The organism is Castellaniella sp. UC4447_H14 (genome assembly GCF_052978285.1).
On record NZ_CM129666.1, the window covers coordinates 1295558 to 1313322 of the forward strand.

The 17765-nt window shown below is 65.5% G+C and carries 19 protein-coding genes; 1 reads left to right on the forward strand and 18 read right to left on the reverse strand.

The window, feature by feature from the left end:
• Positions 1-49: 49 nt before the first annotated feature.
• The 7 genes from rplS to ACVCMJ_RS06290 form a co-directional block, all read right to left on the reverse strand.
• On the reverse strand, positions 50-421 hold the full coding sequence (gene rplS / locus ACVCMJ_RS06260; protein ID WP_447080573.1) for a 50S ribosomal protein L19: 372 nt from the start codon (positions 419-421) through the stop codon (positions 50-52).
• A 92-nt stretch (positions 422-513) separates the two neighbouring features.
• Positions 514-786 (reverse strand): hypothetical protein, encoded by a 273-nt coding sequence (locus ACVCMJ_RS06265; protein WP_447080574.1) that lies wholly within the window; start codon positions 784-786, stop codon positions 514-516.
• Between the two features lie 214 nt (positions 787-1000).
• Positions 1001-1642 (reverse strand): peroxiredoxin, encoded by a 642-nt coding sequence (locus ACVCMJ_RS06270; protein WP_447080575.1) that lies wholly within the window; start codon positions 1640-1642, stop codon positions 1001-1003.
• 123 nt (positions 1643-1765) lie between these two features.
• A complete protein-coding gene (locus tag ACVCMJ_RS06275) occupies positions 1766-3586 on the reverse strand; it encodes an acyl-CoA dehydrogenase (protein WP_447080576.1) in 1821 nt (606 codons plus the stop codon).
• Between the two features lie 72 nt (positions 3587-3658).
• Positions 3659-4588 carry an electron transfer flavoprotein subunit alpha/FixB family protein gene (locus ACVCMJ_RS06280; protein WP_447080577.1) on the reverse strand — a complete coding sequence of 310 codons (930 nt, stop codon included), beginning with the start codon at positions 4586-4588 and terminating at the stop codon, positions 3659-3661.
• Positions 4589-5338: an electron transfer flavoprotein subunit beta/FixA family protein gene (locus tag ACVCMJ_RS06285; RefSeq protein ID WP_447080578.1), complete on the reverse strand. Its 750-nt coding sequence runs from the start codon at positions 5336-5338 to the stop codon at positions 4589-4591.
• 73 nt (positions 5339-5411) lie between these two features.
• Entirely contained in the window at positions 5412-6335 is a 924-nt protein-coding gene (locus ACVCMJ_RS06290) for a histone deacetylase family protein (protein ID WP_447080579.1), read from the reverse strand.
• 10 nt (positions 6336-6345) lie between these two features.
• Here ACVCMJ_RS06290 and mltB point away from each other — a divergent pair, with 10 nt between their 5' ends.
• Positions 6346-7503: a lytic murein transglycosylase B gene (gene mltB / locus ACVCMJ_RS06295; protein ID WP_447080580.1), complete on the forward strand. Its 1158-nt coding sequence runs from the start codon at positions 6346-6348 to the stop codon at positions 7501-7503.
• 56 nt (positions 7504-7559) lie between these two features.
• Here mltB and cysM read toward each other — a convergent pair whose 3' ends face one another.
• The 11 genes from cysM to ACVCMJ_RS06350 all read right to left on the reverse strand — a co-directional run bounded on the left by cysM (position 7560) and on the right by ACVCMJ_RS06350 (position 17765).
• Positions 7560-8471, reverse strand: coding sequence for a cysteine synthase CysM (gene cysM, locus ACVCMJ_RS06300; protein WP_447082690.1), 912 nt, complete (start codon positions 8469-8471; stop codon positions 7560-7562).
• A 39-nt stretch (positions 8472-8510) separates the two neighbouring features.
• The gene (locus tag ACVCMJ_RS06305) at positions 8511-8933 is read right to left on the reverse strand and encodes a ComEA family DNA-binding protein (protein ID WP_447080581.1); all 423 of its coding nucleotides are present in this window, start codon (positions 8931-8933) and stop codon (positions 8511-8513) included.
• A 109-nt stretch (positions 8934-9042) separates the two neighbouring features.
• The gene (rfaD, locus tag ACVCMJ_RS06310; protein ID WP_447080582.1) at positions 9043-10041 is read right to left on the reverse strand and encodes an ADP-glyceromanno-heptose 6-epimerase; all 999 of its coding nucleotides are present in this window, start codon (positions 10039-10041) and stop codon (positions 9043-9045) included.
• A complete protein-coding gene (gene rfaE1, locus ACVCMJ_RS06315) occupies positions 10038-10973 on the reverse strand; it encodes a D-glycero-beta-D-manno-heptose-7-phosphate kinase (RefSeq protein ID WP_447080583.1) in 936 nt (311 codons plus the stop codon). The genes rfaD and rfaE1 overlap by 4 nt, the downstream gene beginning before the upstream one ends.
• Positions 10970-12184, reverse strand: a complete 1215-nt coding sequence (gene lapB, locus ACVCMJ_RS06320; RefSeq protein ID WP_447080584.1) for a lipopolysaccharide assembly protein LapB — start codon at positions 12182-12184, stop codon at positions 10970-10972. Before lapB ends, rfaE1 begins: the two co-directional genes overlap by 4 nt.
• A gap of 13 nt (positions 12185-12197) precedes the next feature.
• Positions 12198-12521, reverse strand: coding sequence for a LapA family protein (locus tag ACVCMJ_RS06325; RefSeq protein ID WP_447080585.1), 324 nt, complete (start codon positions 12519-12521; stop codon positions 12198-12200).
• A 134-nt stretch (positions 12522-12655) separates the two neighbouring features.
• Positions 12656-13015 (reverse strand): integration host factor subunit beta, encoded by a 360-nt coding sequence (locus ACVCMJ_RS06330; protein WP_447080586.1) that lies wholly within the window; start codon positions 13013-13015, stop codon positions 12656-12658.
• On the reverse strand, positions 13015-14727 hold the full coding sequence (gene rpsA, locus ACVCMJ_RS06335; protein WP_447080587.1) for a 30S ribosomal protein S1: 1713 nt from the start codon (positions 14725-14727) through the stop codon (positions 13015-13017). Before rpsA ends, ACVCMJ_RS06330 begins: the two co-directional genes overlap by 1 nt.
• A 104-nt stretch (positions 14728-14831) precedes the next feature.
• Positions 14832-15506 (reverse strand): (d)CMP kinase, encoded by a 675-nt coding sequence (gene cmk / locus ACVCMJ_RS06340; protein ID WP_447080588.1) that lies wholly within the window; start codon positions 15504-15506, stop codon positions 14832-14834.
• A gap of 40 nt (positions 15507-15546) precedes the next feature.
• Positions 15547-16875, reverse strand: a complete 1329-nt coding sequence (gene aroA, locus ACVCMJ_RS06345; protein ID WP_447080589.1) for a 3-phosphoshikimate 1-carboxyvinyltransferase — start codon at positions 16873-16875, stop codon at positions 15547-15549.
• A complete protein-coding gene (locus ACVCMJ_RS06350; protein WP_447080590.1) occupies positions 16872-17765 on the reverse strand; it encodes a prephenate dehydrogenase in 894 nt (297 codons plus the stop codon). Before ACVCMJ_RS06350 ends, aroA begins: the two co-directional genes overlap by 4 nt.

Genomic DNA, 17765 nt, shown 5'->3' on the forward strand with positions numbered 1-17765 from the left:
GACAAAGGCACCCGGTCGGGTGCCTTTGACACGGACGATCGCAGAGGAATCAGACGGCCTTGCGGACCAGCTTTTCCTTGATGCGAGCGGCCTTACCCGTACGGCTGCGCAGATAATAAAGTTTAGCACGGCGCACATCGCCACGGCGCTTGACCTCGATACTGGCGATCTGCGGCGAATACAGCTGGAACGTACGTTCCACGGCCTCGCCAGAGGAGATCTTGCGTACCGTGAAGGCGGAGTTCAGGCCGCGATTGCGACGGCCGATCACGACGCCCTCGTAGGATTGGGCGCGGCTGCGCTCGCCTTCGACAACGTTCACGCTGACCACGACGGTGTCGCCGGGGCCGAATTCGGGGATCGTGCGGCCCGCGGACAGGCGCGCGATTTCTTCTTGTTCCAGGGTTTCGATGAGATTCACACTAGGCTCCAGGCATCATATCCGCGGCATTGGATAAAATTGTGGCCGCGACAGAGGATGCGATAAACACGTGATTATAGGACAGTACGCGGTCAGAATCCAGCCGCCGCCCCCACCCACATCAGTCCCGGGATCATGGCCGCCCAGACCGCGACCATGACCACGTCGCCCGCGAGGCCAATCAGATGCCGCCACGCCAAGGGCCGCCGGTAGCTGCGCGGGCGGCGAGCGGGCGCACGGAGCGCCGCAGCCGGTGCCGAGACGACACCCCGGCCTGACCGGGCCCGCGCGGCGGACGTCGCCCGCGAGCGCCCACCCCACGCGTATCCGGCCCCCGCCGATTCCCAGACCAAAGTGTTCGCCATGATGATCTCCTGTGGCCGGCCGCAGCGCCGACCTGTAGTTGTGTACAGTATTTCCATATACTGTATAAAAAAACAGTCGATGGCGCAAGTAGGGGATTGCCCGGCGGGTCTCCCGAAAGGACGATCCCCACGAAGCTATGCTTCGTGGGGATCGGGCCGTCCCTCTCATCGGCCGCGGGGATCCTCGACGGACCGCCCGGGCTCAAGAACGCAGTTACAGGTCCGGCTGCGGCGTGGTGCGCAGATATGGACGAACCTCCGTGTAGCCCTTGGGGAACTTTTCCTTCAACACGGCCGGGTCCTTGATCGAAGGAGCAATGATCACATCCTCACCCTGCTTCCAGTTGACCGGCGTGGCGACACTGTAGTTGTCCGTGAGCTGGATCGAATCCAGCGCCCGCAGGATTTCGTCGAAATTGCGGCCCGTGCTGGCGGGATAGGTCAGGATCAGCCGGATCTTCTTGGCCGGATCGATGATGAAGACCGAGCGCACGGTCGCGGTGGTGCTGGCGTTCGGATGGATCATGTCATACAGCGTGGCGACCTTGCGATCCACGTCGGCCAGGATCGGATAATTGACGTGCGTCTTCTGGGTGTCATCGATGTCCTTGATCCAGTCGAGGTGGGACTGCCGGCTGTCCACGGAAACGGCGATCACCTTGGCATTGCGCTTGGCAAAGTCGCCCGATACGATCGCCGTATAGCCCAGTTCCGTGGTGCATACCGGCGTGAAGTCCGCCGGATGCGAAAACAGCACTCCCCAGCCGTCACCCAGAAATTCGTGAAACTTGATCTTTCCGACTGAGGAATCCTGCTCGAAGTCGGGGGCGATATCGCCCAGACGAAGCGTAGCCATGTGAAAACTCCGTAAATAGGACTGAAGTAGCCGTTTCCCGGCGCCGCCGGGAAACATCGGGAATCGACACTTAAGATTCTGTCAGAATATAGACCGCGTATTAAATACAATAGAGTTATGTGTTTATCTGTTATGTTCTCCTGCCGCGACGGCATAACGATCGGCCACGACGCCCGCTTCGACAGCGTCGGCGAGCGCCGCAGTGCGCGGCAACACATGGGCGGCATACTGCACCGCCGTCGCAATCTTCGCGGGGTAGAACGGGTCCGTCGATCCCGTCTCGATGGCGGCCGCCGACGCCAGCGCCGCCCGTGCAAGCTGCCACCCAGCATATAGCGTGCCGGCCAGCATCAGACACGGAACGCTGCCCGTGAACACACCCCGGACGTCGGCTCGGGCATGGTCCAGCATAAAGGTCACGGCTGACGCATAGGCTTGCCCGGCTGTCTGGAGGCGGTCGGCGAGCAGACCGAAGGCGGGGGCATGTTGTCCCTGAACGTCGCGCAATGCCGGGACGCCGGCCTGCAGGGCCTCGATCTGCGCGCGCGCCACCGCGCCGCCGTCGCGCAGCAGCTTGCGGCCCACGAAGTCGTTTGCCTGAATGGCGGTGGTCCCCTCGTAGATCGGTAGAATGCGCGCGTCCCGGTAATACTGAGCAGCACCCGTTTCCTCGATGAACCCCATGCCGCCATGCACCTGGATGCCCAGTGAAGCGACCTCGACGGCAGACTCGGTACAAAAGGCCTTCACGATCGGTACGAAATATTCGTAAACCGCCTTGTGACGGCTCTGCTCGGATTCGTCTCCCGCATGCGCCGCGTAGTCACGATGACTGGCCGCGACGTAGGCCACGGCCCGTGCTCCCTCCGTGAGGCCTCGCATGATGCCCAGCATGCGAGCTACATCAGGATGACGCGCAATGGGAACCGGTCCCGCCGGATCTCCCAGGGCGCTGCCTTGCAGGCGCTGGCATGCGTAGGCCTGCGCCTGTTGCAGGGCACGCTCGCACAGCGCCACTCCCTGCAGACCCACAGCGTAGCGCGCGGCGTTCATCATGATGAACATGTATTCCAGGCCACGGTTTTCCTCGCCTATCCGGTAGCCGACCGCGCCTTCGCCGACCGCGCCCTTGCCGGCGCCGTACAGCAGGACTGCCGTCGGGCTGCCATGAATGCCGAGCTTGTGCTCCAGAGACGCGCAATACACGTCATTGCGGGGACCCAGGGTACCGTCCGCGTTGACCAGGAACTTGGGCACGATGAAGAGAGACAGGCCCTTCACGCCCGCGGGCGCATCGGGTGTGCGCGCGAGCACCAGATGGACGATGTTCTCGGCCAGGTCATGTTCGCCATAGGTGATGAAGATCTTCTGGCCCTGCAGGCGGTAGCTGCCATCGTCCTGGCGCACGGCCCGCGTCCTGACCAGAGCCAGGTCGGACCCCGCCTGGGGCTCCGTCAGGTTCATCGTGCCTGTCCAGCGGCCTTCCATCAACGGCCCGATGAACTGCCGCTGCTGCTCGGCCGTACCAACCAGCGACAGGGCTTCGATGACGCCATCGGTCAGCAGAGGACACAGGGCAAAGGACAAGTTGCCGGCATTCAGGCTTTCGACAACGGGTGCCGCCACAAGTTTGGGCAGGCCCTGGCCGCCCCAGTCCGCCGCATGCGACAGGCCCTGCCAGCCCCCCTGGACGAAGGCCCGAAAGGCATCGCGGAAACCAGGGCTGGTCCGGACTTCACCGTCCTGCCAGCGTGCGGGCTGCGTATCCCCCGAGCGATTCAGCGGAGCGATCTCGTTCTCCACAAAGCGCGCGCCTTCCTCGAGGACCGCGTCCACCAGATCCGCGCTGATGCCCTCGAATCCGGGCAGCGCCAGCACGCCGGGCAAATCGGCCAGCTCGCGCAGCACGAAGCGAATATCCCGAACCGGAACCTGAAACGTCATGGCTGATCCTGTGCGTGAAAACGGACGCCCGCACGATGCGCGCCGGGAAGAGGCCGCGCGACGAGCGGAAAATCAAAGCGCCTTTGCAAGCTCCGGAACGGCCTCGAACAGGTCCGCCACCAGGCCGTAGTCGGCCACGCCGAAGATGGGCGCCTCGGCGTCTTTGTTGATCGCCACGATGACCTTGGAGTCCTTCATGCCCGCCAGGTGCTGGATGGCCCCCGAGATGCCGACGGCCACGTAGAGCTGCGGGGCCACGATCTTGCCCGTCTGGCCCACCTGCCAATCGTTGGGCGCATAACCGGCGTCCACGGCCGCGCGCGAAGCCCCCAGCGCCGCCCCCAGCTTGTCGGCCAGCGGATCGAGAATCTTGAAGTTTTCCGCGCTGCCCAGCCCCCGTCCGCCCGAGACCACCACGCTGGCGGCCGTGAGCTCCGGCCGATCGCTTCGCGCCAGCTCGCGGCCCACGAACGAGGACAGGCCCGAATCGGCCACAGCCGCCACCGTTTCCACGGCTGCGCTGCCGCCGTGATCCGCCACCGGGTCGAAGGCGGTGGTGCGCACGGTGAGGACCTTTTTCGGGTCGCCGCACTGGACCGTGGCCAGCGCGTTGCCCGCGTAGATGGGGCGCACGAACGTGTCGGCCGACTCCACCGCGACGATGTCCGAGATCTGGGCCACGTCGAGCTTGGCCGCCACGCGCGGAGCCACGTTCTTGCCAGCGGCCGTGGCCGCAAACAGAATATGGCTGTAGCCATCGGCCAGCGCCAGCACCTGGGCCGAGATGTTCTCCGCCAGCCCGTCGGCCAAGGCCGGCCCATCGGCCAGCAGGACCTTCGCCACCGAGGCGAGCTGCGCAGCCTGGTCGGCCACAGCCTGTGCGTTCGACCCGGCCACCAGAATGTGGACCTCGCCGCCAATCGCCACGGCCGCCGCCACGGCGTTGCGCGTGACCGCGCTCAGATGCGCATTATCGTGTTCCGCGATTACCAGAATGCTCATTTACACCACCTTCGCTTCGTTCTTCAGTTTGTCCACCAGGGCGGCCACGTCGGGCACGATGACCCCCGCCGAGCGTGCCGCCGGCTCGGAGACCTTCAGGGTCTTCAGGCGGGGCGCGGGGTCGACTCCCAGATCAGCCGGAGATACCGTTTCCATGGGCTTTTTCTTCGCCTTCATGATGTTGGGCAGCGTCACGTAGCGCGGCTCGTTCAGCCGCAGGTCGGTCGTGATGACCGCGGGCAGCGCCAGGCTCACGGTCTCCAGGCCGCCGTCGACCTCGCGCGTGACCTGCGCGCGATCGCCCTGGATATCGATCTTGCTGGCGTTGGTCGCCTGCGGCCAGTCCAGCAGCGCGGCCAGCATCTGGCCGGTCTGGTTGGCATCGTCATCGATCGCCTGCTTGCCCAGGATCACGAGCTGCGGCGTTTCCTTGCGGGCAATCGCCGCGAGCAGCTTGGCCACCGCCAGGGGCTGGAGCTCCACGTCGGTCTGAACCAGCACGCCGCGATCGGCACCGATGGCCAGAGCCGTGCGCAAGGTTTCCTGACACTGGGCGACCCCGCAGGAAATGGCCACGACTTCGGTGGCCACGCCCTTCTCTTTCAGGCGTACAGCTTCTTCGATGGCGATCTCATCGAACGGATTCATCGACATCTTGACGTTGGCGACGTCCACGCCAGTGTGATCGGACTTGACGCGTACCTTGACGTTGAAGTCAACGACGCGCTTGACCGGTACCAGGACCTTCATCGGGCTTACTCCAGAATGGGAAGAAAAAAATTGATGGCTGGCATGCCGCACGTTTCACTCGACATTCCCTGATTCAATAGCATCCTAACGCACGAATGTGCGCCACGGCGCTGCGGCCCAACGCCGACATGGCGTAGCCGCCCTCGAGAAAACTGACGATACGCCCCTGGGCACAGTCCGCCGCAAGTTCGACCAGGCGATCCGTGATCCAGGCATAGTCGGCCTCCACCAGCTTCAGGCCGCCCATGTCGTCCTCGCGGTGCGCATCGAACCCCGCCGAGATCAGGATGAGCTCGGGGCGAAAGCGCCGCAAGGCCGGGAGCCACTGCCGGCTGACGATGTCGCGGATCACGTCGCCGGCCGAATACGCGTCCACGGGGACATTGATCATATTGGGCCCCGGGTCGGCCGCATGCAGATCGGGAAAGAATGGGTGCTGATAAAAGCTGCACATCATGACACGATCTTCGTGCAGAAAGGTTTCCTCGGTGCCATTGCCATGATGCACGTCGAAATCCACGATGGCCACCCGGGACACCCCATGATGGTCCAGGGCGTAGCGGGCAGCCACCGCGATATTGTTGAAGAAGCAGAACCCCAGCGCCTGGCCGGGCCGGGCATGATGCCCGGGCGGCCGGACCGCGCAAAACGCCGTGCGCGCCTGCCCCGACAGGATCCGATCGAGCGCCGTCAGGCCGGCCCCGGCCGCGGCGTGAGCGGCGCCCAGAGTGTCCGCATTCATGATCGTATCCGAATCGACCGGAAAATAGCCCCGCTCAGGAACGTGTCGGCTCAAATAGTCCAGATAGTCTGGTGCATGCACACGCAGCAGATCCGCGGGAGAGGCCAGGCGCGCCTCGCAGGGGACGAGATAGTCCATCAGGCCGCAGGCGACCAGTTGATCCCCGATGGCATCCAGGCGCTGCGGGGACTCGGGGTGCCAGGCGCCCATCTCGTGCAGGCGGCATAGCGGATGGGTAATATAGAGCGTCTCCATAAGGGCGATTATGTTCAGACCCACCCGTATTTTGCAAGTTGCCGTAGCGTCGTTTTTTCTGTCCGGCTGTGCCGCCACGAGCGGGGGCTCGGGCACCGGGGGGCAGAACCGGCTTCCGCTTTTGAATAACCAGATCCCGGCCGCCATCGCCCCCGCCACCGGGGAATCCGCACGCGGGGATTTCCTTCAGCCCGATGGGCGCCTGCTGCCCGAACTGCAACGCTTTGCCCGGGAAACGTCCCAGGCCCAGTCCATTCCCCTGAGCGAAGTCACCACCCTGCTGCGCAGCGCGCGGTACAACGCGCAGGCCGTCCGCCTGATGACGCCCCCGCCCACCCCGCAAGGCCGGCTGCGCCGCGCATGGACCAGCTACCGGAAGCGCCATGTGGATGCCGTGCGCATTCGGCGCGGCGTGGCGTTCTGGGAAGACAACCGGGCCAGCCTGGACGCCGCCAGCGCGCGCACCGGCGTGCCTCCTTCCATCATCGTGGCCATCGTGGGAATAGAAACGGTCTACGGCACCTTCACCGGCAACCACCGGGTGCTCGACACCTTGACCACGCTGGGCTTCCGTTTCCCCGACCCGACCCGGCCCGAACGGCAGAAGATGTTCCGTGATCAGCTTGCGGACCTGCTGGTGCTCGATCACCAGGGCAAGCTGGACGCCCGCACGGTGGAGGGCTCGTTTGCGGGGGCCATCGGGCTGCCTCAGTTCATGCCCGGCAGCATCATGCGTTATGCGGTGAATGCACGGGGCGAAAACACGGGCCGCATCGACCTGGAAAACAACCCGGCCGATGCCATTGCGTCCGTGGCCGCCTTCCTGCAGGCCCATGGGTGGGTTCGTGGTGTACCCGTCTTCGCGCCGATTCGCCTCCCGGCAAATCCCGCCGGTCTGGAGCAGGACGGGTTGCAACCGCTGAGCAGCTGGCCGGCGCTGCGGGCCGCTGGGGCGGTGGCTCGTCCCGGCGCCGGGACGGCCTGGCAGAGCCAGCCGCTTGGCGTCATCGACTTGCAGGATGAAACCCGGGGTACCCACGAATACCGCAGCGCGACGCCCAACTTCTTTGCCATCACGCACTACAACCGCAGCTACTTCTACGCCGCCTCAGTGGCCGATCTGGCCCAGGAGATTGCGCGCCGCGTCGGCTACGGCGGCCCCGACTAGTAAACAATCGAGCCAACACGGACAACCGGGCGGCGCCCGGAGCCGCCGCGGGAATGTCAGCCAAATATGCCGGTGGACAAGTAGCGGTCGCCGCGGTCGCAGATGATGAAGACGATGGTCGCATCGCGCACGGTCGCCGCGACTCGCAATGCCGCCACCGCCGCGCCCGCCGACGAAATACCGGCGAAGATGCCTTCCTCGGCGGCCAGCCGGCGGGCCATGGACTCGGCCTGCTCCTGGGTGATAGGCTCGAACGCATCCACAGCCGACGGATCATAGATGCTGGGCTGATAGGCTTCCGGCCATTTGCGAATGCCCGGAATATGGGCGCCCTCGGCGGGCTGCGCCCCCACCACGCGGATGGCGGGATTGCGTTCCCGAAGGAAGGCACCGACGCCCATGATGGTACCGGTCGTCCCCATGGCGCTGACGAAATGCGTCACGCGCCCATCGGTCTGCGCCCAGATTTCCGGGCCCGTGCCGTCATGGTGGGCGCGCGGATTGTCCGGATTGGAAAACTGGTCCAGCACGATGCCGCGACCCTCCGTCTGCATGCGCAGCGCCAGATCACGCGCGTATTCCATGCCGCCCTGGTCCGACGGCGTCAGGATCAGCTCCGCGCCGTAGGCCTTCATGGCCGCGCAGCGTTCCTGGGAAGAACTGTCCGGCATGATGAGGATCATCCGGTAGCCACGCACGGCCGCGAACATCGCCAGTGCAATACCGGTATTGCCGCTGGTTGCCTCGATCAGCGTATCGCCGGGCTTGATCGCACCCCGCAGTTCAGCCTGACGGATCATGCTGGCCGCGGTACGGTCCTTGACCGAACCCGCGGGATTGTTGCCTTCGAGCTTTGCCAGGATCGTGTTGCCTCGCGCCGCGCCAGAGTCCCCCGGGAGGCGTTGCAGGCGCACCAGGGGGGTTGAACCAATGACGTCTTCGATGGTGGGGTACGTTTTCATGAGCAAAATCATACACCCGGAATTCGCCGCGAAAGCGGGACTACCCTACTGGGCGCGCGCCCTCGCGGGGGCTGCGGGCCGCCCTGGCGGGGCCGCCCCCATCGCCGCCGGCGAAGCAGTCCGCCGCGCCGATTCGCCCTGTCCCGAGACCCGCAGACCGCCACCGTCGATGGTCAGCCCCGCGGACTGCAGGGTCTGCGCCCGCTTCGGACCGATGCCGCGCACCCGGTCCGACAGATCGGCAAAGGACAGGTAGCGCCCGCCCCGCTCGCGTTCCTGAAGGATGATCTGGGCCGTCTTGGGCCCGATGCCGCGCACGCCGCGCAACTGGTCCAGCGTGGCCGTGTTCAAATCCACGGCGCCCGCTGCCCCCGTCCAGGTCAGGGCCGCCAGGCCGGCAGCCCGCAGAATGCGAGGCCAACCCGAACGTCCGGGCAACGCAACCGTCGAGGAGAGAAAGGGGTTCATGAGCACACTCCCATCAATGAAAAAGGTAGGCTCATGATGCCGCTCAGCCGCCCCGCGAGGCAGGCCCCGCGCCGGGTTTTGTCCCAGCGGGACAACCCGCACGGACAATTCAGGACAGGCGGCCGGATTCCAGCAGTGTGGTGGCATAGGCCGCCACGCCAGTCTGCACGTCGCAAAAAGGTGCCGTATATCCAGCCGCGCGCAGCTGCGTCAGATCCGCCTGGGTATGGCTCTGGTATCGGCCCTTCAGGTCATCGGGGAACGGGATGTAGCGCAGATGCCGGCCAGCCACCAGGCTCTCCAGCGACAGCGCCGGCAGCCCCTCGCTGAGGCGCAGCGTGTTGACCACGGTCTGCGCCACGTCATTGAAGGGTTGGGCCCGGCCCGTTCCGCAATTGAAGATGCCGGAAATCCCGGGATGGTCCAGGAAGAACAGATTGACCTTCACGACGTCATCGACGAATACGAAATCGCGCCGCTGGCCACCGTCGGGATACCCGTCCCAGCCGCCGAACAGGCGCACGTGCTGTTCGCGGCGATACTGGTTCATGTTGTGGAATGCGACCGACGCCATGCGGCCCTTGTGCTGCTCGCGCGGACCATAGACGTTGAAATAGCGCAGCCCCACCACCTGGGACTTCAGGCCATCCATGCGGCGACGCAAAACCTGGTCGAAAAGCAGCTTGGAATACCCGTAGACATTCAGGGGAGCCTCGAATCTGGGGTCCTCGACGTAATACGGTCCGGCACCATAGACGGCGGCGGACGACGCGTACAGGAAAGGAACCTCGCGCGCCTCGCAGTAATCCAGCAACTCCAGCGTGACACGGAAGTTGTTGTCCATCATGAACTGCCCGTTCCGCTCCGTGGTGTCCGAGCACGCCCCCTGATGGAGAACGGCATCCGGCCGGGGCAGTTCACCGCTCAGCACCCGGCGGCGGAACTCGTCCTTGTGCTGATAGTCGGCAATGGCCAGGCCCGCCAGATTCCGGAATTTGTCGCCGTCCGTCAGATCGTCGACCGCCAGAATGTCGGTCACACCGCGTGCATTGAGCCCACGGACCAGATTGCTGCCGATGAATCCCGCTGCGCCCGTGACGACGATCATGATGACAACTCCCCTGCAGTAACGATGGATGTTCCCAGCTTGCCCACGACGATACCGCCAGCCCGGTTGGCCCACTGCATGCACTCGAACCAGCTCAGCCCGGTCGCGCGCGTGACGGCCAGCGCGGCGAGCACCGTGTCGCCAGCCCCGGAGACGTCGAAAACCTCGTGCGCCCGAGCGTCCACATGCTGGCGGCCCGCCGCGGAGTAGAGCGTCATTCCCTGTTCCGAGCGCGTGATCAGCAAGGCCTCCAAGCCCAATTCCCGCCGCAGTCCCTCGGCCCGGCGAGTCAGGTCGTCTTCATCGACCCAGCGGCCCACGGCGTCCTGCATTTCGCTGCGATTGGGCGTCACCATTGTGGCACCCTGATAGCGCCGATAGCGGTGTCCCTTGGGGTCCACCAGCACCGGCATGCCCCGCGCACGGGCCAGCTCGATGAGGTGTTCCACCCGGCCCAGCGCGCCCTTGGCGTAGTCGGAGAGCACCAGCAGATCATGCTCCGACAGGAGATCCTGCAGGGCGGCATCCAGGGAATCCAGAGCCGCGGAGCCGGGATTCTGTTCGAAATCCACGCGCAGGAGCTGCTGCTGGCGGCCCAGCACCCGCATCTTCAGCGTGGTGTCCATACCGTCGGCGTCCTCGACCAGGCAATCGCGGATGCCGGCTTCGCCCGCCAGCAGGCGGATCTTGGCACCGGCCTCGTCCGCGCCCACGACCCCGAGCAGACTGGCCCGTGCGCCCAGCGCCACGATGTTGCGCGCCACATTCGCGGCGCCCCCCAGGCGATCGTCGCGGCGCGCGACGCGCACAACAGGGACCGGGGCTTCCGGCGAAATGCGATCGACTTCGCCAAACCAGTAACGGTCCAGCATGATGTCGCCCACGACCAGTATCCTGGCGGCTCGCGCCGCCTGCAACGGATACGGTTTCATCGAATTTCCTCCAGTCGGCGAGGGCTATACGTTTCCCAGGCATTGCAGCCCGGACACTGCCAGTAATAGCGGCGCGCCTCGAAGCCACACTGCGAGCAGGCGTAACGGTCCAGGCGCTGGGAATGCTTGTGGATCATGCTGCGCAGCAGTCCCAGGTCCGCACCCGGAACCAGTGCGTCGTTGGTTGGCGCCCCGTCCGCGGCATGGGCCAGCTCGACCTCCAGCAGGCGATCCAGCCCGAGCAGCGAAGGGTGAGCCCGAAGCGCATCGCGCGCAAATCCCCAGGCGGGTCTGGAGCCGCTGTGCTCCCGCAACCCCCGGAATATCGCATTGAACAGGTCCAGCGTGGGCGTGCGCGCGTAGTGGGCCTGCAACAGCGCCAGACCTTCGTCAGCACGCCCCAGCGCGCCATGGCACTGCAGCAGCGCGTCCGCCACCAGGCCGGCATACTCCGGCGCGCTGGCCAGCACATCGCGCAAATTCGCGCACTGCCCCTCGATGTCGCCACGCAGCCCGCACCATTTGGCGCGCAGCATTCGCACCCGCGTCTCGGACGCCGGCGAGCCTCCGTTTTGCCGGATGGCGTTCTCGGCGGCTTCCAGTGCCTGGGCGGCGCCCTCCTGATCAGGCGGCTGCGCGGACAGGCAGGCGAGCGCCCGCTCGCAGTGATAGTGGGCGAGCTGAGGCACCGGCTCATCGATGCGGCCCCGCAGATGCTGCACCGCCTCGATCGCGCGAGGCCAGTCGTGCTCCGACTCATAGATCCGGATCAGGGCGCGCAAGGCCTCCACCGCGTGGCCGGTGTGCAGCACGGCCTGGAATCCGTGCTCGGCACGATCCAGCAGGCCGGCCTTGAAAAAATCCTGCGCCAGCTCGATCTGCGCATTCTCGCGGTCGGGCAGCGGCAGGTCCTCGCGCAGCAGCAGGCTCTGATGCACGCGGATGGCCCGTTCGACTTCGCCGCGCCGGCGAAAAAGACTGCCCAGGGCGAAATGCAGCTCGGTGGTTTCAGGGTCCAGTTTCGCGACTTCGATGAAGGCGTCGATGGCGCGATCGGGCTCCTCGTTCAGAAGGAAATTCAGCCCCTTGAAGTACGAATCCGGCAGATTGCGGCTTTCGGACAGCATCTGCCGGAAGTCGAAGCGCGCGGCCACCCACCCGAGGCCGAACAGCACGGGAACGATAATGAGCCACCAAGGTTCGAAATTCACGCGGACCTGCGTTTCACAAGGGAGCCAGCGGAGCCGCCGTCTCGGGAATCACGGGCTGGGGCACGACCCGTGTCTTCGGCAAGGCGTCCTGGGCCCTCGCGAGCTCGCGCCGCAGGCGATTGATCTCGCGCCGGCGCTTGAGCATGGCGGTTGCAGCCACCAGCAGGCCGAAGGCCAGTCCCAGGACGAAAGCGGCCAGCATCACCACAATGAGAGGCACCTGCTGAACCACGTGGCCGCCAAAGAAGCCCACGTCCACCGGCGCCGTGTTCCTCAGGGCAAACAGCAGCACGATGACAAAAATCACCAGCCGCAATATCCAGACCAGGTAGCGCATTCTTCCAGCTCCGAGTGGGAATCCCGACATTGTACGGTGAAAAATCGGCCCGTCCGCCGGCAAAAAGAACCGGCCCTCGCGGGCCGGTCGGTATGATGCCAGGTGGCCGCGATGGGCGGCACAGCGAAAGCGGCTTACTGGTTCATCAGGCGCGCCTGATAAAGATCAGCCACCGTGACCGGCTCGTCGGCGTCTCCGCCATCGGGACCCTCGTCCACACGCTCGCGAAGCTCCTTGCCCGGCTTGAAGTGAGGGACCAGCTTGGCCGGCACATGCACTCTCTCGCCCGACTTGGGGTTGCGCCCCACGCGCGGCTGACGCCGCGACAGGGAAAAGCTGCCGAAACCGCGAATCTCGATGCGCTGCCCCTGGGCGAGGGCCTCGGACATCGCATCGAGCACGGTCTTGACCGCAAGATCCATGTCGCGAGCCGCCAACTGAGGGTAGCGGCTCGCCAGGGCGGCGATCAGCTCGGACTTGGTGAGACCAGGCATCACTCGTCGCGCTGTTGGTCGAGCTTGGCCTTCAGCAGGGCGCCCAGATTGGTCGTCCCCGAAGAAGCGCTGGCTTCCGTCATGCGCTGGATGGTCTCCGCAGTCTCGGCGTTGTCACGCGCCTTGATGGAGAGCTGGATGGAACGCGCCTTGCGGTCGATGTTGACGATCATGGCTTCCACCGAGTCGCCCGCATGCAGCACGGTGCTGGCGTCTTCCACACGGCCTGCGGAAATTTCCGAAGCCCGCAGGTAGCCGTCCACGTCCACCGACAGGGTCACCACGGCACCCCTGGGTTCCACGGACTTCACCGTACCCGTGACGACGGCACCCTTGTCGTAGGTCGCGACGAAGTTGTTGAACGGATCGCCTTCCATCTGCTTGATGCCCAGCGAGATGCGTTCCTTTTCGGTGTCGATACCCAGGACCACGGCGTCGATCTCGTCGCCCTTCTTGAAGTTGCGCACGGCTTCTTCGCCGGTTTCCGTCCAGGAGATATCGGACAGGTGCACCAGGCCATCGATACCGCCCGGCAGACCGACGAACACGCCGAAGTCGGTGATGGACTTGATGGCGCCATTGACCTTGTCGCCACGCTTGAAGTTCGCGGCGAAGTCTTCCCAGGGGTTCGGGCGGCACTGCTTCATGCCCAACGAGATGCGGCGGCGGTCCTCGTCGATTTCCAGGACCATGACTTCGACTTCCTCGCCCAGGGTCACGACCTTGCGCGGATCGACGTTCTTGTTGGTCCAGTCCATTTCGGACACGTGCACCAGACCCTCGATACCGGCTTCGACTTCAACGAACGCACCGTAGTCGGTCAGATTCGTGACCTTGCCGAACAGCCGGGTGCCCTGCGGGTAGCGGCGGCCCAGCCCGATCCAGGGATCTTCGCCCAGTTGCTTCACGCCCAGCGAGACGCGGCACTTTTCCTGGTCGAACTTGAGGACCTTGGCTTCGATGTCCTGGCCCACCTGCAGCACTTCGGAGGGATGGCGGACACGGCGCCAGGCCATGTCGGTAATGTGCAAGAGACCGTCGATACCGCCCAGGTCGATGAACGCACCGTAGTCGGTGATGTTCTTGACCACGCCCTTGACGATGGCACCTTCGTGCAGCGTCTCGAGCAGCTTTTCGCGCTCTTCGCCCATGCTGGCCTCGAGCACGGCGCGGCGCGACAACACGACGTTGTTGCGCTTGCGGTCGAGCTTGATGACCTTGAATTCCATGGTCTTGCCCTCGTAGGGCGTGGTGTCCTTGACGGGCCGCAGGTCGACCAGCGAGCCCGGCAGGAACGCGCGGATGCCGTTGGTCATGACCGTGAGGCCGCCCTTGACCTTGCCCGTGATGGTACCGGTGACCAGTTCGCCGGACTCCAGGGCCTGTTCAAGCTGCAGCCAGGCCGACAGGCGCTTGGCACGGTCGCGCGACAGAATGGTGTCGCCGTAGCCATTTTCCAGGGAATCGATGGCAACCGACACGAAATCGCCGGACTGGACTTCCAGGTCACCCTGGTCATTCAGAAATTCTTCCAGGGGAATATAGGCTTCTGACTTGAGCCCGGCGTTGACGACGACGAAATTGTGATCGACACGCACGACTTCGGCAGAGATGACCTCGCCGGAGCGCATGTTCTGATCTTTGATGCTTGCGGCAAACAGGTCGGCAAAGCTTTCGCCGCCGATTGCGGCTTCGGTGGAAAGGGTGGACATGAACGATTGATCCATAACGCCCGAAGGGCGATCATGACACGCCGGGACCATACCCGGCGGAGTGAACAAATCCCGCAGAAGGACGGCCGACCTACCGGCAAATCCTACGCGGGCCCGCGTGCCGACCAAAGGTCGAGCACCCTGGCGACGGTCTCGTCGATCCCGATGCGGGACGAATCCACCGTCACGGCATCACGCGCCGCCACAAGCGGCGCATGGGCCCGATCCCGATCCCGTGAGTCACGGGCGCGAAGATCTTCCAAAAGGTCGGATAGCTTAGCAGAAAAGCCTTTTCTCATCAACTGCTTATGACGACGATGGGCGCGTATTTCCACATCCGCATCCAGGAATATCTTCAGCGGCGCGTCCGGGAACACCACGGTCCCCATATCGCGGCCGTCGGCCACCAGTCCGGGCGCCCGGCGAAAGTCCCGCTGCCGCGCGAGCAAGGCCTTGCGCACGGCCGGCCAGGCCGCGACCCTGGAGGCCAGATTGCCGACCGCTTCCCGGCGGATTTCGTCCGTGATGTCCTCGGTGCCCAGCCGAATGATGCCCGGTTCGAAATGCGCATCCAGCGCCCGCGCGAGGCCGGCGGCCTGGGCCTCGTCGGAACCGTCGCCCCCCGCCCGCAGCACCGACAGCGCGGTGAGCCGGTACAGCGCACCGCTGTCCAGCGCGTGCCACCCCAGCGCCTGGGCTACGCGCTGCGCGATCGTTCCTTTGCCGGAAGCCGTGGGCCCGTCGATCGTGATGACCGGCACCGTCATGCTGTCTTCCATGAATCCCTCCCCATAGTCCCGCGCCCCCATCCTTGCCGCGTCAGGCATTCACCAATCGCTGGAAATCCGCAAAATAGTCTGGATAGGTCTTGCTCACGCACCCCGGATCCAGAATCGTGACCGGCACCGGACCAAAGGCTGCCAGCGAGAAGCACATGGCCATCCGGTGGTCGTCGTAGGTGCGGATCTCGGCCGCCCGCCATTGACCGTCCTGGATGGGATGCACCGTCAGGCTGTCGTCGGTGGCCTCGACGCGTGCGCCCAGGCGGCCGAGTTCGGACTGCATCGCGGCAATGCGATCGGTTTCCTTCACGCGCCAGCTTGCGATGTTGCGCAAGCGGCAAGGACCGTCGGCATACAAGGCCAGCACGGCCGCCGTCATGGCCGCATCCGGGATCAGGTTGAAATCCCGGTCGAAGGCCCGCAGCCGGGCGCCTTGCGCCACGGAGGGACCGCGCACGACCAGGGCCTGGGATTCGCGCATCACATTCGCCCCCATGGCTTGCACCACGTCGGCAAAGGCGATGTCCCCCTGGACACTGTCGCCGCCCACCCCCTGAATGCGGACCGGCCCCCCGGCAATCGCGCCCAGGCCCAGAAAATAGGAGGCGGAGGAGGCATCGCCTTCAATGGGAAACAGGCCGGGACTGCGATAGTGCGCGTCCGCCGACACCGTAAACCGCTCCCAGCCATCGCGCCGCACTGCCACACCGAAGCGCGCCATCAGCGCCAGCGTGATGCCGATATAGGGCTTGGAAATCAGCGGCCCGTCCAGCTCGATCACGAGATCGCGCCCACCGCGCTCCGCTGCGAGCGGCGCCGTCAGCAGCAACGCCGTCAGAAACTGGCTGGAGACCGAACCGCGCACCCGTATCGGGCGGTCGTCCGCCGGACCCCCGGGGGCCAGGCGCAAGGGCGGGTAGCCTTCACGTCCCTCGTAGCGGACGCGGCAGCCCAGAGCGCGCAACGCGTCCACCAGATCGCCGATGGGGCGCTCGTGCATGCGCGGCACGCCCGACAGGCGGTAATCGCCGCCCATGAGGGCCAATGCTGCCGTCAACGGCCGGAACGCCGTGCCCGCATTGCCCAGGAACAGATCCGCGCGCTTTTGCGGCCAGCGCGAGGATCCCGACAGCAGGACGCGGGATGACCCGGGCTGTTCGAGCGGCACTCCGAGCGTACGCAGCGCCGCGATCATGACCCGCGTATCGTCGGAATCCAGCAGGCCCGTCAACTCCGTCTGGCCGTCGGCCAGCGCAGCCAGCAACAGGGCGCGGTTGGAAATGCTCTTGGAGCCCGGCAAGGCGACTGTACCCGACGCATGGACGGCGGGCGCCAGCTTCAGGGAGGTGGGAGATTCTGCCGTCATGACATGGTGTTCCGGCCGCCCCAGAACCTGCGCGCCAAGGCGGCCTGCTCCAGCAAGGCCTCCAGGCCGGCCGGATCGGTGTCGGCCTCCAGCGTCGCGCGCAGCGTCTGCAGCACGCGATCGAAGTCGTCCAGCTCGCGGAGGACGGCCTCGCGGTTGGACAGAAAGATGTCCCGCCAGACCTCGGCCGATCCTGCCGCGATCCGCGTGAAATCCCGGAAACCCGTGCCGGCCAGGCCCAGGCGCGCGTCAGCATCCGCTGCCTGGACGACCTGCGCCATGTAGGCCGCCGCCAGAAAGTGAGGCACGTGGCTGACCGAGGCCAGCGCGCGATCATGAGACGGCGGGTCCATGAGCTGGACTCGTGCGCCGCATGCTTCCCACACGCGGATGAGGCGATGCAGAACCGCACCCGGGGTTTCCTCGAAAGGAGTCAGCACGACTTTTCGGCCGTGATACAGCATGGCATCGGCTGCCTCCGGTCCGGTCATCTCGGACCCCGCGATGGGATGCCCGGGGATGAACTGGCCACAGCGGTCGCCCAGCAGCTCGCGCGCCATGCGCGCCACATCCGACTTGGTGCTGCCCGCATCGGTGATCAGGGTCGGCGAGCGCAGCAGCGGCGCCAGCGCCTCCAGGGCAGCTGGCATGGCGCCCACCGGCGTCGCCAGCAGGATCAGGTCGGCCCGCGCCGCCGCGCGGCGAAAGTCGGCGATCTCGTCGATCAGGCCGAGTTCCCGCGCGCGCTCCAGCGACGCCGGATTGCGCCCGACTCCCAGCACACGGCCCACCTGGCCCACTCGGCGCAGGGCCGCCGCGAACGAACCACCGATGAGCCCGATGCCGACCACGGCCAGCACCGGCACCAGAGGGGTCGGTTGATCGCTCAT